Source organism: Micropepsis pineolensis (genome assembly GCF_055392125.1).
Map to the genome: position 1 here is coordinate 1,892,790 of NZ_AP042408.1, position 15,329 is coordinate 1,908,118.

The window sequence follows — 15,329 nt, forward strand, 5'->3', positions numbered from 1 at the left end:
GTTTTACCGCGAACCGCTTGGCCGGGGTTATCCCGGCCGGGAGAAGATGGTTTTGCGGTTTTTGGTATGAAGGAGACGTTCCGCCATGGCGGTTCCAAAAAGAAAAGTGTCGCCGTCACGGCGTAATATGCGCCGTTCGCACCACAGTCTGACCGCGGCGACGTATGGCGAGTGCCCGAATTGCGGCGAGCCGAAGCTGCCCCATCATGTTTGCCCCTCGTGCGGTTTTTACGATGGCCGTGCAGTGGTCGAGACTGCCAAGTCCACCAAGGCTTGATCGTCTTCGTACGTGCTTTAGGTCTTCACGTGTATAGAATAGGGCAAGGCATAGCGTGGCCCGCAAATTGATTGTTTCGATCGATGCGATGGGCGGCGATGCCGGCCCATCGGTTGTGGTTTCTGCTCTGGTTCGGGCAGTGCAGCACCATCCTAATGTGGATTTTATTCTGCATGGCGATGAGGCACAGCTGACCGAACTGGTGGCTAAGCGCAAGTCGAAGCTCAGTGGGCGCGTCACCATTCGCCACGCACCTGCTCGTGTGAAGATGGAAGACAAGCCGTCGCTGGCGTTGCGCCGTGGCCGTGACACCAGCATGTGGCACAGCATCGAATCGGTAAAGAACGGGGAAGCCGCGGTTGCGGTTTCTGCGGGCAATACCGGCGCGCTGATGGCCATGTCGATGTACCACCTCGGTGTGCTGGAAGGGATCTCCCGTCCGGCCATTGCCTGTCTGATGCCGACCAAGCAGGGGCAGTGCGTGTTTCTCGACGTTGGTGCCAATGTCGATTGCTCTGCCGACCAGCTGGTCGATTTTGCCGTGATGGGCGAGGCGTATGCCAGGGCGATTTTCGGCCTGGTGCGCCCCACTGTCGGGTTACTCAATATCGGCGAGGAAGAGGTTAAGGGAAACAGCGAAGTCAAAACCGCTGCCCATATCCTGCGTGAAGCCTCGCTGCCGATCGAGTTCAACGGCTTTGTCGAAGGCAACGACATCTTCGAACATAAGGTCGATGTCGTGGTGACCGACGGCTTCTCGGGCAATATCGCCATCAAAACCGCCGAAGGCACGGCCAAGATGATTTCGAGCTTTTTGCGGGCGGCACTGCGCCGTTCGCTGATGGCACGGATCGGGGCATTGCTGGCTTCGGGGGCGCTGAACGCGATGAAGCGCAAGCTTAATCCGCGCGCGGCCAATGGCGGGGTCTTCCTTGGCCTCAACGGTCTGGTGGTCAAAAGCCACGGCGGAACCGATGCGTTTGGCTTTGCCAGCGCCATCGACGTCGCTGTTGATCTGGTCAAAGGCGACATTCTCAATCATATCGTTGCCGATCGGGCAGGGATGAACCTGCCTGCGCGGGGAGCGCAGACTTCGTGATTCGATCGCTTGCTCTCGGATGTGGCGGGTATCTGCCGGAAAAAATCGTCACTAATGCCGATCTGGCCGCACGTATGGATACGAGCGACGAGTGGATTCGTACCCGCACCGGCATTACCGAACGCCATATCGCCGCCGATGACGAGCGCACCTCGGATCTGGCGGTCAAGGCGGCGGCGCAGGCCATTGCCGCTTCGGGGCTTTCGGCGGCCGACATAGACCTTATTATCTGTGCCACCACCACGCCCGACGAAACCTTTCCCGCCACTGCCACCATTGTGCAGGCCAAACTGGGCATCACCCAGGGGGCGGCCTTTGACGTGCAGGCGGTTTGCGCCGGCTTTGTCTTTGCGCTGACCGTGGCCGACAACATGCTGCGCGGCGGCAGCGCCAAAAATGCGCTGGTGATCGGGGCCGACTGCATGTCGCGTCTGGTCGACTGGAACGACCGCGGCACCTGTGTGCTGTTCGGCGACGGGGCGGGGGCTTTGGTGCTCACCACCGGCGAAGGTGTCGGGACCAACGCTGACCGTGGCGTGCTCGCCAGTAAAATCTATTCTGATGGCCGCCTGCACGACATGCTCTATGTCGATGGCGGGCCGTCTTCCACACGTTCGACCGGCTATCTGCGCATGCAGGGCAAGGAAGTCTTCCGCCATGCCGTGGGCAATATTTCTGCCTCGATGGTGGCGGCGACCGATGCGGTCGGATTGTCTGTTCAGGACGTTGACTGGTTCCTGCCGCATCAGGCGAATCAGCGCATTTTGGACGGAATTGCTAAAAAACTCGCAATTACCCCCGCCAAAGTGGTGGTCACGGTCTCGCATCAGGGCAATACGTCCGCGGCATCTGTGCCGCTGGCCTTGGCCACGGCAGTGAACGACGGGCGCGTAAAACCCGGTGATTTGCTGCTTCTTGAAGCGATGGGCGGTGGTTTCTCGTGGGGATCGGCATTGTTACGCTGGTAACACGGCGCGTTTTGAAGCAGCCCTATCCCTTTGATGTTGACGGCAAATCCTAGATCAGCATAGGTTTGTCCGAGCAATAGGGGAATCGTGGGGCTTAAGTATGCCAAGTTCGACTTTGACACGCGCCGATTTGACCGAAGCCGTTTTTCAGGCGGTCGGTCTTTCGCGTAATGAATCCGCTCAGATTGTCGAAGACATTCTGGAAGAGATGTGTGTTGCCCTGGTGCAAGGGGAAACGGTGAAGCTGTCTTCGTTCGGCACCTTCGCGGTGCGCCAGAAATCGCAGCGCATGGGTCGTAACCCCAAGACCGGGGACGAGGTGCCAATCGCGCCGCGCCGGGTTCTGGTATTCCGTCCCAGCCATGTGCTCAAAGCCGTTATCAATGGTCAGACGCCGACGCCCGAGCTCGACTAGTCGTCGGCTATGGTGTCGGTAACGGTACCGGATGCTATAACTATGTCGATGAAATCGCCCGAGGCTTTCCGCACCATCAGCGAGGTGGCGACGGATCTGGATTTGCCGCAGCATGTGTTGCGGTTTTGGGAAAGCCGTTTTTCACAAATCAAACCAATCAAACGCGCTGGCGGGCGCCGCTACTATCGGCCGGACGAGGTCGATCTGTTGCGCGGCATCCGCAAGCTGCTCTATGGCGAAGGCTACACCATCAAAGGCGTGCAGAAGCTGCTGCGGGAACGTGGCCAGCGCTTCGTGATGGAGATCGGCCGGGGCGAGGTCTCGGTCCAGGCCGCGCCCGCGCTGGAGCCGGGGGATGCCCCTGAGCCGCAGGCCGCCTTCCGCCCCGATGATCCGGCCGATGCCATGGTGGCGCGTCTGGTCAGTCTGCATCAGGATCTGGCCGAAGAATCCCGCGAGAAGCTCGAAATGCTGCTGGCCGAATTGCTGACGCTGAAGCAGCATCTGCGCGTGGTGCCGCGCATGGGTTTGCGGGCGCCTTAAGGCCAACGGTTTTGGGTTGGTGCCTGATTTTTTTGAGAAATTTAGCGATTTTATCTCACGCGGTGCGAAAAGCTGTTGTGCCCGGCGTCATTTTGATTTATCGCATCGGCCTCGCGGTCGTGCCCATCCCCTATTAGCACGGCGTGCAATATAAAGTGTCGGAGCGTGGCGCAGTCTGGTTAGCGCACTAGTCTGGGGGACTAGGGGTCGGAGGTTCGAATCCTCTCGCTCCGACCAATCTTTTCAAACAGCGGAATGCGTTCCTCGTGGGTTGGCGGTATTGCCGCTGTCTATGACAGCAGTCTTATGGTTTGCGCGTTTATGTAAACGAATAGTGCACTGTATTGTCTTAATTTTGAGGGACAATCATCCCATCTTGTTCATTATGCTGGTGAGGATACGCAGTAAAATATTTTGAATCCGAAATATCCGCGCTGCGCGTTTGGATCAATTCTATAAAAGAAACAATGAGAAGTGCCCGCATGTCCTTTTGTCGGACAGGGTAAGAATTATATCCTGCACTGCGCGGGCGGGGGCACCAGACTGGTTGCAACCAGCACGCCAAAAGATGCGCGTTTGATATATACTTGATCCTCCATCCATACCCCAAAACGGTATGGACCCAATCCTCATCAAGAGAGGATGCATGTTGGACCGCGGCAGAAGCCTATCGTTGGAAGTGTCGTATACCGAGGCAATGGAGCATCTGGTTGATGTCGTCCAGTTGCTGTCGCAGGCGCGAACCCTTGATGCCGTGGTGCAAATCGTGCGGCGCGCGGCACGCGATCTGACCGGCGCTGATGGTGCCACCCTGGTGTTACGCGATAACGGGCAGTGTTATTACGTCGAGGAAAACGCCATCAGCCCGTTATGGAAGGGCAAACGGTTTCCGCTTAACGTCTGCATCAGCGGCTGGGTCATGCAGAATGCGCAAGCCGTTGTGATCGACGACATCTATGCCGATCCCCGGATCCCAGCGGACGTCTATAGGCCGACCTTTGTCAAGAGTCTGGCAATGGTGCCGGTTCGCCGCAAGGAACCGGTTGCCGCCATCGGCAACTACTGGGCCACGCACCATCATCCCACAGAACATGAAGTTGCCATTCTGCAGGCGCTGGCCGATACCACGTCGGTGGCGTTGGAAAATACTCAGCTTTATGCCGATCTGCAGAGCCAGATCGAGATTGTGCGCCAGCGCGAGGCCCGCATCAGCGAACAACGCGATACACTCGAAATTTTTACCCGCTCGCTCGCGCATGACCTCAAGGAGCCGGTGCGCACCATATGCTCTTTCACCGAGATGATTGACGACAGCGCCTTTACCGATGCGGCGGCCAGCGAGCCCATGCAGTATGTGCGTGCTGCGGCACAGCGGATGGATCTGATGATCCGTAAGGTGTTCAACTACACCCAGCTGTGCGGCACCTATACGTTTGAAATCGAAAATATGAAGCTGGACGATGCCGTCACCGAGGCAATCCGGCGGCTTTCCCCCCTTATCAAAGGGCTTAATGCCGTTATTTCCAGCGACGCTTTGCCGGTGGTTTCCGTCAACCGCGAGCATGCCATTACGCTGATGGAAAATCTGATTGCCAATGCCATCGAGCACACCCCGCATCCTGTGAAAATCCACATTGCGGCCACGCGCGAATCTGATGGCAACTGGGGGATTCGCGTCAGCGATAACGGCCCCGGGATCGCGCCGGAGTATCAGGAAAAGATCTTCAAGCCGTTCTTCCGCCTCGACCGCAAGGAAACCCATGCTGGTCTGGGCCTGACCGTATGCCGCAAGATCGTCGAACTGCAGGGCGGCACCATTTCGTGCAGCACGACGCCCGGACACGGCACCAAAATCCGCTTTACCTTGCCCGGTCCGCCGTCTGCGCTGATCGAAAAACCGGTCCTTTCTATCGCGAGCAAGGAAAGCAGCGGGGTGGTGGCTAACATTCTGCTGATCGATGATCGTGATGCCGATATTTATCTGACCAGAAAGTTCCTGAGCGAGCCCATCGGTATGCGCTGTAATTTCGTCATCGCCCATGATGGCGAAAGCGGTCTTGCGGCGATTCATGATGCGAATGATGCGGGTGGCCAGATTGATCTTATCCTGCTTGACCTCAACATGCCGGGCATGAGCGGCTTCGAGATGCTTGAGGAAATGGGCAAGGATGAAGCCCTGCGGCGGATCCCCGTGGTGATCTGCAGCAACTCTGATTACGAAAGAGACCGGCGGCACGCCCTCTCGCTCGGGGTGCTTGGCTATCTGTCGAAACCGGCCAGTTTTGCGCACTTAAAACCAATACTGGAAACCATTCCTTCGCTGAAATTGCATCTGGACGAAAAGAACGTTCCGGTGCTGATGCGGGCTTCCAGCCCGGACCCTGTGCCTGATGTGGACCCAAAGCTCTATAACCCGGCACGGGGATACGAGGGCGGTCTCTTCCAATAAAGCCAACATCCCTTCGGCGATGTGTTCGTGTCGGCTCCGATGTGTGGCGCTGATGCGCTTGCACTGGGCGGTGGCGCTGTGACGGGGCAACTCGAAATAGCTCTGCCAGGAGCATTGGTGTTAAGCCGAGCCGGGCAGGCCTATGAGGTGGGTGCTGCAGTATCGATGGTGGGGGCTATTATTCAGTCAGTCGCTTCGGGAAGTTCAGAGAAGCTCACCTTGGATTTGGCGAACGATGCTGTCTCTAGGGCTTTTGGTTTGCATGGAATTTCTGGCGGAATGCTTTCTGATGCGTTAGGAGCTTTAGAAGGCGTAAAACAGGCATGTGGTGGGTACGCGGATGAGCCAGCTTAGCGGTAAGGCAATAATACTTATGTTGGTTGGTGGTGGGCTCCTTATCGTGGGGGCTGGAATGTCATTGTTTCATCCCGCCGGGCTTTGGCGTTTCAGTTGGGTGGGGGTACTTATTGGCCTTGTGTTAATGAGAATTGCGAGGTCATCACTAAGGGGGAGGGAGGCAGCTGAAGGTTGCGCTAGGGGCGGTCATTTCAAGCGCCAAGAAATTAGAATTTTTGAATTTATTATATATTGCGTAGCCGGAGTGCTGACTGTGACAGTCATTGGTGCAGCATATATGGGGTATTTTAACGATTTGCTGACAGATGCATTCTGTGTGGCTCTGGTGGTTGCTGTATTATTTTGGTTTGCGAGGCGGCTGTTCCATATATTTTGAAGGTATGGGCCGTGTAGAACCTCATGTCCTCTCACGGACACTTCCGACCAGCCTTCGGGAGATACGGTTGGGCACTGGTCAACTATACGGCAGGTGCATCGGTAACAAGTTGTACAACGATCGGCGGTAAGACCGTGGCATATAATGCTATCGGCAACATTACGTCGAAATCTGATGTGGGTGCGTATATTTATCCGTCGGTTGGTGCCGCCCGTCCTCACGCCCTTACGTCGATTGCAGGAACGGTCAACGGTGTGGTGAATCCGTCATATTCCTATGATGCTAACGGAAACCATACGGGCGGTGGCGGACGGACAGTCAGCTACACTGCATTCAACATGGTCGATACAATTACATCGGGTTCGACCAGCGTTGCGATTAGTTACGATTCCGAACACGCCAGGATCCGGCAGGTACTAACCGTGGGGTCATCCGTGGCCACCACGACATATCTTAATGATCCGTCCACGGGTGCGATGAGCGAGAAACAGGTTTCCGGCGGTACCACGGTGTGGCGTGACTACATTCTGGTTGAAGGTAAGATGATAGCCGTAAAGTTCAGCGGTGGGGTTGCTGCGGTACGGTATTTTACAATGGACCATCTCGGCTCTGTATCTGTGGTTACGGATGAAAATGGTGCGGTGATCGAGCGTGATGCTTATGACGCATGGGGCAAACGTCGTGAAGTGGCGACCGGCAGCCGCCCGCATGCGCTGGCGTCGGTAACGGGTACGGTGAACGGCACCGTGAACCCGTCCTACAGCTATGACGCCAACGGAAACATGACATCGGGTGCGGGCCGGGATCATTTTCAGTCAGTGTCATTGTGCCAGATCCGCAACAGGGCGGTATTTATTATATAATATTATTTACTTATGAGTGTATTTGATTGATTGTGAATCAATGGTGGTGTTTTGCCCGCCACTACACTGCATTAAGTCTCTACATAATGATTAAAAATGGTTGGGGTGGTTCATTCAATCCAATGCTGTTTCCCCGCGGGGTGATTTTCCCGCGTGCGTATCTGTGTCCGTAAAAGTGTGCCCGTTGGATTGACCACTCTTGCGCAAAACAAACAGAAAACGAGGGAATGCACATGGTTGCGAAGCAAGGGTTCAGGAAATTCCTGCTTGGTTCTTCTTTGCTGGCAGGCAGCGCGTCGTTTTTAATTTTTGCCGCGGCGAATGCTCAGGATAGTGAGGCGTTTGAAACTGTTGTTGTGACGGGCTATCGCGCAAGCCTTGAAAAGGCACTGGAATTAAAGCGTGAATCCGTCGGGGTGCGGGATTCGATTGTTGCTGAAGATATCGGCAAATATCCGGCCTCTAATATTGCGGAATCTCTGGCCCGTGTTCCCGGTGTAGCGCTGTCACGCGATGGTGGCACCGACGAGGGTAAAACACTGACCGTCCGCGGACTGGATGCGAGCTATACCATTGTTACCATCAACGGTAATCCGGTTCATATGGAAACCGGCACCAGTGTGGGTGGCAACAGCCGGTCGGTTGATCTGGATGCGCTGGGGGCGGATTTATTCAGCCGGGTGGACTTTTACAAATCCCCGCAAGCCAATCTGGACGAAGGCGGCATCGGCGGTGTGATTGACATGCGCACGCCGCATCCCTTCGATTTTGATGGCTTCAAGGCCAATTACTCGGTTGGCTATTCGATGAATACCAACCGCGACAAAGCCATGCCGAACGGGACCGTTCAGGTCAGTGATATATGGGGATCGTTTGGCGCACTGTTTGCCATGACGTTCAAGGAAAGCGCCTATGAAATCATGGGCAATGATACCTCGGGCTGGGGGCAGGCGTGTAACGAAGAGGGTACCAGCTCTAACAGCATTCATTGGAACTTTGGCGCTGGTACATCATACAGCTGCGGAACCAGCAACTACACCGGATCAGGTTCAACGGTATACAATGGTTCGTATTCCATTGCCCAAATCAATCAGGCTTTTGTGCCGCGCTGGGAACGCAATTCCCTGACCCTGGATGATCGCACGCGCTACAGTGGGTTACTTTCCCTGCAATATAAGTATCGCGATGATCTGGATGTCACGCTGGATGTCATCGGATCGCTGCTGAGCGATAAGCGTGATAATTATATGCTGGGTGTCTATTTCCGCAGCACGTCAGACATTGTGCCGGTTAACGTCAACATTGATAGCAATAATAATCTGTATGGCACCTTTGCCAATGTCGACTGGCAAAGTGGCAGTACCTGGGTAGATACCAAAGACAAATTCCTAAGCGGTACGTTCAACACAAAATACCAGCCGATTGGGCATCTCACCCTGAATGCCAACGCATCGATGAGCGTTTCAAATGGTTTTTATTCCAGTAACGCCATCGCGTTCTATATCTACAATCAGACGACAACCTATGATCCGACGGCCAGTTATAAATTTCCCAGCCTGTATGCCACGACGGATTTTACCAACGTTTCGGCCTATTCCAGCCCGAATTTCAGTGCCAGCTACTGGAAGGAGGGAGATCGCGTTGTTACCGGAAAATTCGACGGCGAGTATGATTTTGAATCGGGCCTTGGCTTTATCGGTCACGTTGATCTGAAATCCGGTATCAGCTGGGTTTCTACCCAGAAAACCAATGACTATAAAACCAACGCCAGTGCGGTCAGCAGTGCAACACTCCGAAATGGAGAAACGCTGGCCAGCATGTCGATCAGCGACTATGCCGTCGATCATATTCCGGTGAGCAATTTTCTGGATGGTGTGCGCCATGGCATGCGACCAACCCAGTGGGTCAGCGTGCCGCGCTCCTTCTATAAATATGTTGGTTTCAACAAAATACTTGATGGTGTGACCAGCAATTTCAGCAGTCTGTTCAATGTGACCGAGGCGGTTGAAAGTGCATTTTTGCAGGCCGATACCGATGGAACGATTGCCGGACAGGTGCTGAAACTCAGTGTTGGCCTGCGTTACGCCAAGACCCGGTTGTGGGGATATAATTATGCCACCAGCAAGAATTCCAGCGGCACGACGGTCTATACCAAAACCAGTCTGAATGGCAGTTATGATGATTATCTGCCGACCGTCGCACTAACCTATAATATCACCGATGATCTGCTGCTGCGCGCCGCGTATGGCAAAACCATCACCCGCCCTGGGCTCAGTTATATCGCACAGAGCACAACGGTCAGCAGCCGTTATAACGCAGCGGCCTCTTCGGGGAATCCGAACCTCAAGCCATTAAAGGCTGATAATTTCGATATGAATGTCGAATGGTATTTCAGTTCGGAATCCATGCTGTCGGTTGGCGTTTTCTATAAAGACCTGAAAAATCTGATTTCGTCCAAGACGGATACAGTCACCTTCAGTTCGCTGAATTTGCCCAATTCGGTGCTCGATTCCAGCACCTTTGGCTATACCGCAGGGTATATCGATCCCGAGATGCCGATGCAGCTGACCTCATACACCAACCTCAATCCGCTCAATGTCAAAGGTGTCGAGGTCTATTATCAGCAACCCTTTACCTTCCTGCCCGCGCCGTTCGATGGTTTGGGGGCGCAGGTGGGCTTCACCTATAATTCCGGGGCGCAGAGCGGTACCGGCACCGGCTTTACGGCAAACGATGATGCTGTTTACAAGGCGCAACTGGTCGGCATGTCGACCTATACCTACAGCGCCACGGCCTATTACGAGAAGGACGCTTACAGTATCCGTTTTTCGTATAATTTCAGGTCGAAATCACCACAAAGTACATCGAATTATTACAACACCAACCTGCGTCAGTGGCAGCAGGCGCGTGGTACGCTGGATATGTCGCTTGCCTACAGGATCAACGACTATCTCGATCTCAGGTTCGACGGCAGCAATATCCTGAATTCGGATTCGTATTCTTTCCTGGATGACGGTACCGCAGGCAGCTCCCAGATCGGAAGCCGTTACAGTGGTGCGGGCGAGGGCGTTTCGCACAATAATGGCGAGAACGTCTATGGCTCGACCTTCATGCTATCGCTGCGTGGTCGTCTGTAGCCATAGTCGGGCCAGATCTTTGAAATAAAAAGGGCGCCGGTGTGGCGCCCTTTTTGCGTGGCGATGTTATCTTTCCCGATAAACCGGGATGTGCGGTGAGACCCAGTGCGGGCTTTCGTCCCATTCATCCAGCATCATGTTGTCGGTCTGCCAATCCTCGTCGACTTTGTCGGTAACGTGATAGCCAAGCTTTTTCGAGAATGTCGCAAGGGCTTCCGAGCGCGAAGCTGCGATGCAGTTCATCGTTTGGATGTCCGGGCTGTATACGAGAAGTGCGTAGCAGGACATGTTTACCTCCCATGAATTTTATATTCTGGGTTGTTATTTTACAGCAGTTTTGCGCGTACTGGCAGGCAAATTTTGTTCGGATACGGCCACGTTGCAATATTTTGATAAGGCTTCGGCATCGTTTGGGGATGGAGATCACTTAATATTCAATAGAATAATGTGCCGGTGTGGCGGTAATAATGAGAAATATTTAGACGTTTCTTATGGAAATATGTGGTTTCTTGAAATCCACGCTATAGAGGATGATGCGATAATGCAGGCAATACGTCTCGCCCGAACCTTCCTGATTACCCTGCTTCTCTTTAGTGGTGCTGCGAATGCTGCCGGATTTACTGCTGGTGCCGGTCAGGCGGATATTCAAATTCCTCAGGGGCTGTATGCCCTGGGCGAATTTGTCGGCCAGCATGATCCGCTGGCAACGCGGGTTGTGCTGTTTGACGATGGGCATCAGCGGGCCGCCATCGTCGTTGTTGATCTGACGTCGCTGTCCGGTGACACCATCGCCAGCATCAAGACGATCCTGCAGAAAACCGACGGGGTTTTACCCGACAATGTGATCGTCTGCGCCAGCCATACCTTTTCCGCGCCCCATGTGTTCCCGCCCGAACACACCCCGCCAAATCTCCGTCCCGTGGCCGCGTCACTGGAAGCGGCGATCGAGGCGGCGGTTCTTACTGCGGCCAGACAGGCTGCCAGCCTGCAGCCGGCCACGTTTGGCTTTGGTCAGGGGATCAGCCGGCTTGGCGTAAACCGGGATGTTCTGACGCCCCATGGCTGGTGGCTGGGGGCGAACGATGCGGGCTATGCCGACCCGACGCTGGCGGTGCTGCGGCTCAATCGGCATGATGGCACGCCACTGGCGATTTTGATGAACATGGCAGTGCAGCCCTCGATCATGGATCAGTCCCAGCTGGCGGCTGGGGGGCGGCTGGTTTCCTCCGATCTGGCCGGGGCCATGGTGCGCTATGTCGAGGGTCGGTATCCCGGCACGGTGTCGTCGTTTCTGATCGGCGCAGCGGGCGATCAGTCGCCCTATCTGCAGGCCAATCGCCACGTCACCAATCCGGATGGCAGCGTGACGCGGGTGGATGCCCACGAGGCAGGCTTTCTGCTGACAGATCTGTTCGGTGCACGGGCCGGTGGCGAGGTGGTTCGGGTGGCCCAGGATATCCATGCCACACAAAAACCGGCTATCACGGTCTGGCGTAAAACGGTCGAGGTCACCTCGCAATCCTTCACGCCTGAGAACGCCCCCAAAGGGCCGGTGACGTCTTACAGCTATCGCGCTGGCGACAAGGTCAATGTTCCGGTGGTGATGATGCGGATCGGCGATACCGTGCTGGTTGGTTTGCAAGCCGAACTGGCCGCCAGTGTCGGGGCGCAAATCCGGGCTGGCTCGCCCTTTGCCCATACCGTTGTGTTGACGATGGTCGATGGCGCCGCCAAATATATGCCCGCTGCCGACAGCTATGATCGCTTCACTTACGAGGCGCGCAGCTCGTTCTATGCCCGCGGTTCGGCTGAGATCGTGTCCGCTGGTATCGTGGATTTTCTTAAACAGATGCACGGCGCCGCCGCACAGCCGTGATTGCGGCGGGTTCCTGTGCCATAAGCCCTGTGCCATAAGCCCTGCGGCCTGTGCTATGCTGGTGCTGCCAAGTTGACGGAAAATATCTGATGGTTTGGACCCCGATGCGGGCGCAGGATATCGCCGCCGCCTATGACCTGTCGAAAGAGATCCATCCGGGCTTTCCCGAAGATCTGGCGGTGCTGACCGAAAAGTTCCATCTCTACCCGCGGGGCTGCTTTTTCTGCCGTGTGGCGGGGCAGGCGGTGGGCTATGCCGTCAGCCATCCCTGGGATGGGCACCATTTACCGGCGCTGAACCGCAAGCTGGGCACGCTGCCCCAATCCGGGACGCAGTATTACATCCACGATATCGCCTTGCTGGCGGGGGTGCGCCGAGGTGGCCATGGTGCGGAGATCGTCGCCCTTATCAAGCGCCACGCGGCGGCTCAGGGCTGTACGCAGCTCAATCTGGTGGCGGTGAACGGATCGGTGCCGTTCTGGCAGCGCCACGGCTTCAGCATCTGCCCGCCGGGGACTTTCGGGGAAAAGCTGATGAGTTATGGTGCCGACGCCCGCTTTATGGAATGTCGCGATCTGGCTGCGTCATCGGGTGGGGGCTGAGCATACAATCCGGTCTGGCCTTCCAGCGCTAATTTCTGCATTCTTATCATGGTTTTCTTCCGCTTGCGGTGGCCTGACACAATGGTTAAGGCGGGTGGCAGAGATTACCGTCGTCCCGATGGGGGAGTGCCATGCCTTATGCCGCCACACTTTCACGCCTGTTTGCGTCGGATCGCTTTGCCGATATCGCGCGGGTAACCGTCAGTATGCTGGGGGTGGCGGGGTTCTGCTTCGCCACCGGGCATATTTCGGCGATTGTCTCGCTGATGCTGGGTATTATTGCCTGCGCACTGGCTGAAACCGACGATAGCGGTATGCGTCGGCTGGTCAGTCTGGCGGTGACGCTGGTGTGTTTTGCCGGAACTTCGTTCATTGTCGAGGTGCTGGCCGATTATCCGCCGCTGTTTGCCCTCGGGCTGGTCAGCTCGACCTTTTTGCTGGTCATGCTGGGGGCTGCCAGCGTGCGCTGGGGCGCGGTGGCCACCGCCACACTGATTCTGGCGGTCTACACCATGATCGGGACCGAGCAGTTTTCGGCCCGCCATGATTTCATCTCGTTGCCGCTGTATCTGACCTGCGGGGCGGCCTGGTACGGGCTGCTATCCTATGTCTGGAGTCTGATTGCACCGCAAAACGCCGTGCGCTTTGCTCTGGCGGCGCTGTTCGACAATCTGGCCCATCAGTTTGACTGTGTCGCCGCGCTGTTTGCCCCCTATCGCGATACCGATTTCGAGGCCGCCCGGTTACGTCTGGCCAACGCTAACACCGCCGTGGTGGCGGCCATGAACGAGGCCCGCCGTACCTTGCTCGACCGGGTTGGCCGCACGCGCCGCCGCGGCGATACCGAGGAAAAGTTGCGTTTTTACTTCGTGGCGCAGGATATTCACGAACGCATTCATTCGTCACATTATCCGCACGAGGCGCTGGCCGCCGCATTTTATCACAGCGATCTGTTGTTCCGTGCCGCCCATCTTTTGCAGCTGCAAGGCACGGCCCTGCGGGCGCTGGCCGAGGCGCTGCGTCGCCGCGAAACCCTGCCTGATATGGCGGTTTCGCGCGGGGCGCTGGCGGATTTACGCGAAGCCATGCAGGCCAGTTATGGTCAGTCGTCGCGCTCCTCTCATCTGATTGATGCGGTGCGGGCCTTTGTGCGCAATATGTCGGCGCTGCAGGAGGTGCTCGATCATCCGTATGCAACGGATATCGGCGACAGCGTCCTGCAGAACCCCGACGCCACCACCCTGCGTCTGGGTATCATCCGGGTGTGGTCGAACCTGACCCCGCGGTCGGCCTATTTTCGCCATGCCGTGCGTTTGTCGCTCGGGTTACTGACCGGATACCTTTTCCTGCTGCTGGCGCATTTGCCCCATGGGTTCTGGATTCTGCTCACCACGCTTTTTGTCTGCCAGCCCAGCTATGGTGCCACACGCCGCCGCCTGCTTGAGCGGATTCTGGGTACGGTGGCTGGCATTCTGATCGGCTGGATGGCGTTACAGTTGCTGCCGGGGCGGGCGATGCAGCTGCCGCTGATTGTGCTGGCCGGGGCAGGGTTCTTTGCCTTCCGGCGGCGCGAATATATCGCCGCCACCGCAATGATTACCCTGTTCGTGGTGCTGTGTTTCGAGCAGGTCTTAAGCGGTTATGCCGTGATCTGGCCCCGGCTGTTCGACACCCTGGTCGGGGTGGGGATTGCCTTTCTGGCGCTTCGGCTGGTGCTGCCCGACTGGCACCTGCGCCGCATCAAGGATCGTATCGCCGATACGTTTGATGCCGATGCCCGTTACCTTGACGCCATTACGGCCCAGTATCGCCATGGCCGGGCCGATGACCTGCAATACCGCATCGCCCGGCGCGATGCCCACAACGCCCATGCCGCGCTCGACGGGGTAATTCACGACATGTTGCGCGAGCCGCATCATAGCCCCACCAAGGCCGACGATGCCCTGCGCGCCCTGGGGCTGACCCATCAGCTGCTATCCTGTCTGTCAGCGCTGGGGGCGCACCGCAGTGCCGGGGTGCTGGGTGCGGAAGATGGTCTGGTCCGGGACGCCTCGGCCCTGGCCGGTCAGATGGCGGCGCTAGCCGGGGGCTTTCGGCTGATCCACCTAGATGGTACGGAAAGCCTTAAAAATAACGGTTTTACCGCCCATGGCGCCACCGAATATGATGGTCTGCGCCGTATGATCGCCGGGCAGTACCACCGCATCGCCCTGCTGTGTAACGCCCTTGAGGATATGCGTCCCCGCCTGATGCAGATTTGACCGCAGGCGGAGGAAATTTGCCACGCCGTCGCCGCATCGGGGGCGGGAGGCGGAATTCCTGGCATGTATCCAAAAAAAGCGTGGCAAACGGCGATTTTTTGGCTAT

At 56.5% G+C, this 15,329-nt stretch carries 13 protein-coding genes and 1 tRNA gene; 13 read left to right on the plus strand and 1 reads right to left on the minus strand.

Annotation, left to right across the window (positions count from 1 at the left end; genetic code table 11):
- Window positions 1-85: 85 nt before the first annotated feature.
- The 10 genes from rpmF (at window position 86) to ACZ5RI_RS08530 (ending at window position 10,484) form a co-directional block, all read left to right on the plus strand.
- Window positions 86-277 carry a 50S ribosomal protein L32 gene (gene rpmF / locus ACZ5RI_RS08485; RefSeq protein ID WP_464511102.1) on the plus strand — a complete coding sequence of 64 codons (192 nt, stop codon included), beginning with the start codon at window positions 86-88 and terminating at the stop codon, window positions 275-277.
- An 88-nt stretch (window positions 278-365) separates the two neighbouring features.
- The gene (plsX, locus tag ACZ5RI_RS08490) at window positions 366-1,376 is read left to right on the plus strand and encodes a phosphate acyltransferase PlsX (RefSeq protein WP_464515574.1); all 1,011 of its coding nucleotides are present in this window, start codon (window positions 366-368) and stop codon (window positions 1,374-1,376) included.
- A complete protein-coding gene (locus ACZ5RI_RS08495; RefSeq protein WP_464511106.1) occupies window positions 1,373-2,344 on the plus strand; it encodes a beta-ketoacyl-ACP synthase III in 972 nt (323 codons plus the stop codon). The genes plsX and ACZ5RI_RS08495 overlap by 4 nt, the downstream gene beginning before the upstream one ends.
- A 100-nt stretch (window positions 2,345-2,444) precedes the next feature.
- On the plus strand, window positions 2,445-2,759 hold the full coding sequence (locus ACZ5RI_RS08500) for an integration host factor subunit alpha (protein WP_464511109.1): 315 nt from the start codon (window positions 2,445-2,447) through the stop codon (window positions 2,757-2,759).
- 42 nt (window positions 2,760-2,801) lie between these two features.
- Window positions 2,802-3,302, plus strand: a complete 501-nt coding sequence (locus tag ACZ5RI_RS08505) for a MerR family transcriptional regulator (protein WP_464511113.1) — start codon at window positions 2,802-2,804, stop codon at window positions 3,300-3,302.
- A 159-nt stretch (window positions 3,303-3,461) separates the two neighbouring features.
- Window positions 3,462-3,539 (plus strand) — tRNA-Pro (locus ACZ5RI_RS08510).
- Between the two features lie 442 nt (window positions 3,540-3,981).
- Window positions 3,982-5,751 carry an ATP-binding protein gene (locus ACZ5RI_RS08515; protein WP_464515575.1) on the plus strand — a complete coding sequence of 590 codons (1,770 nt, stop codon included), beginning with the start codon at window positions 3,982-3,984 and terminating at the stop codon, window positions 5,749-5,751.
- Between the two features lie 340 nt (window positions 5,752-6,091).
- Window positions 6,092-6,484, plus strand: a complete 393-nt coding sequence (locus ACZ5RI_RS08520; protein ID WP_464511117.1) for a hypothetical protein — start codon at window positions 6,092-6,094, stop codon at window positions 6,482-6,484.
- A 134-nt stretch (window positions 6,485-6,618) separates the two neighbouring features.
- Window positions 6,619-7,347 carry a hypothetical protein gene (locus ACZ5RI_RS08525; RefSeq protein WP_464511121.1) on the plus strand — a complete coding sequence of 243 codons (729 nt, stop codon included), beginning with the start codon at window positions 6,619-6,621 and terminating at the stop codon, window positions 7,345-7,347.
- A gap of 233 nt (window positions 7,348-7,580) precedes the next feature.
- The gene (locus ACZ5RI_RS08530; RefSeq protein WP_464511126.1) at window positions 7,581-10,484 is read left to right on the plus strand and encodes a TonB-dependent receptor; all 2,904 of its coding nucleotides are present in this window, start codon (window positions 7,581-7,583) and stop codon (window positions 10,482-10,484) included.
- A gap of 66 nt (window positions 10,485-10,550) precedes the next feature.
- Here ACZ5RI_RS08530 and ACZ5RI_RS08535 read toward each other — a convergent pair whose 3' ends face one another.
- The gene (locus ACZ5RI_RS08535) at window positions 10,551-10,727 is read right to left on the minus strand and encodes a hypothetical protein (RefSeq protein WP_464511130.1); all 177 of its coding nucleotides are present in this window, start codon (window positions 10,725-10,727) and stop codon (window positions 10,551-10,553) included.
- A gap of 298 nt (window positions 10,728-11,025) precedes the next feature.
- Here ACZ5RI_RS08535 and ACZ5RI_RS08540 point away from each other — a divergent pair, with 298 nt between their 5' ends.
- The 3 genes from ACZ5RI_RS08540 (at window position 11,026) to yccS (ending at window position 15,223) form a co-directional block, all read left to right on the plus strand.
- A complete protein-coding gene (locus tag ACZ5RI_RS08540; protein WP_464511134.1) occupies window positions 11,026-12,360 on the plus strand; it encodes a neutral/alkaline non-lysosomal ceramidase N-terminal domain-containing protein in 1,335 nt (444 codons plus the stop codon).
- Window positions 12,361-12,449: 89 nt separating this feature from the next.
- Window positions 12,450-12,962, plus strand: coding sequence for a GNAT family N-acetyltransferase (locus tag ACZ5RI_RS08545; RefSeq protein WP_464511139.1), 513 nt, complete (start codon window positions 12,450-12,452; stop codon window positions 12,960-12,962).
- A gap of 131 nt (window positions 12,963-13,093) precedes the next feature.
- On the plus strand, window positions 13,094-15,223 hold the full coding sequence (gene yccS, locus ACZ5RI_RS08550; RefSeq protein WP_464511143.1) for a YccS family putative transporter: 2,130 nt from the start codon (window positions 13,094-13,096) through the stop codon (window positions 15,221-15,223).
- The last annotated feature ends 106 nt before the right edge of the window (window positions 15,224-15,329 follow it).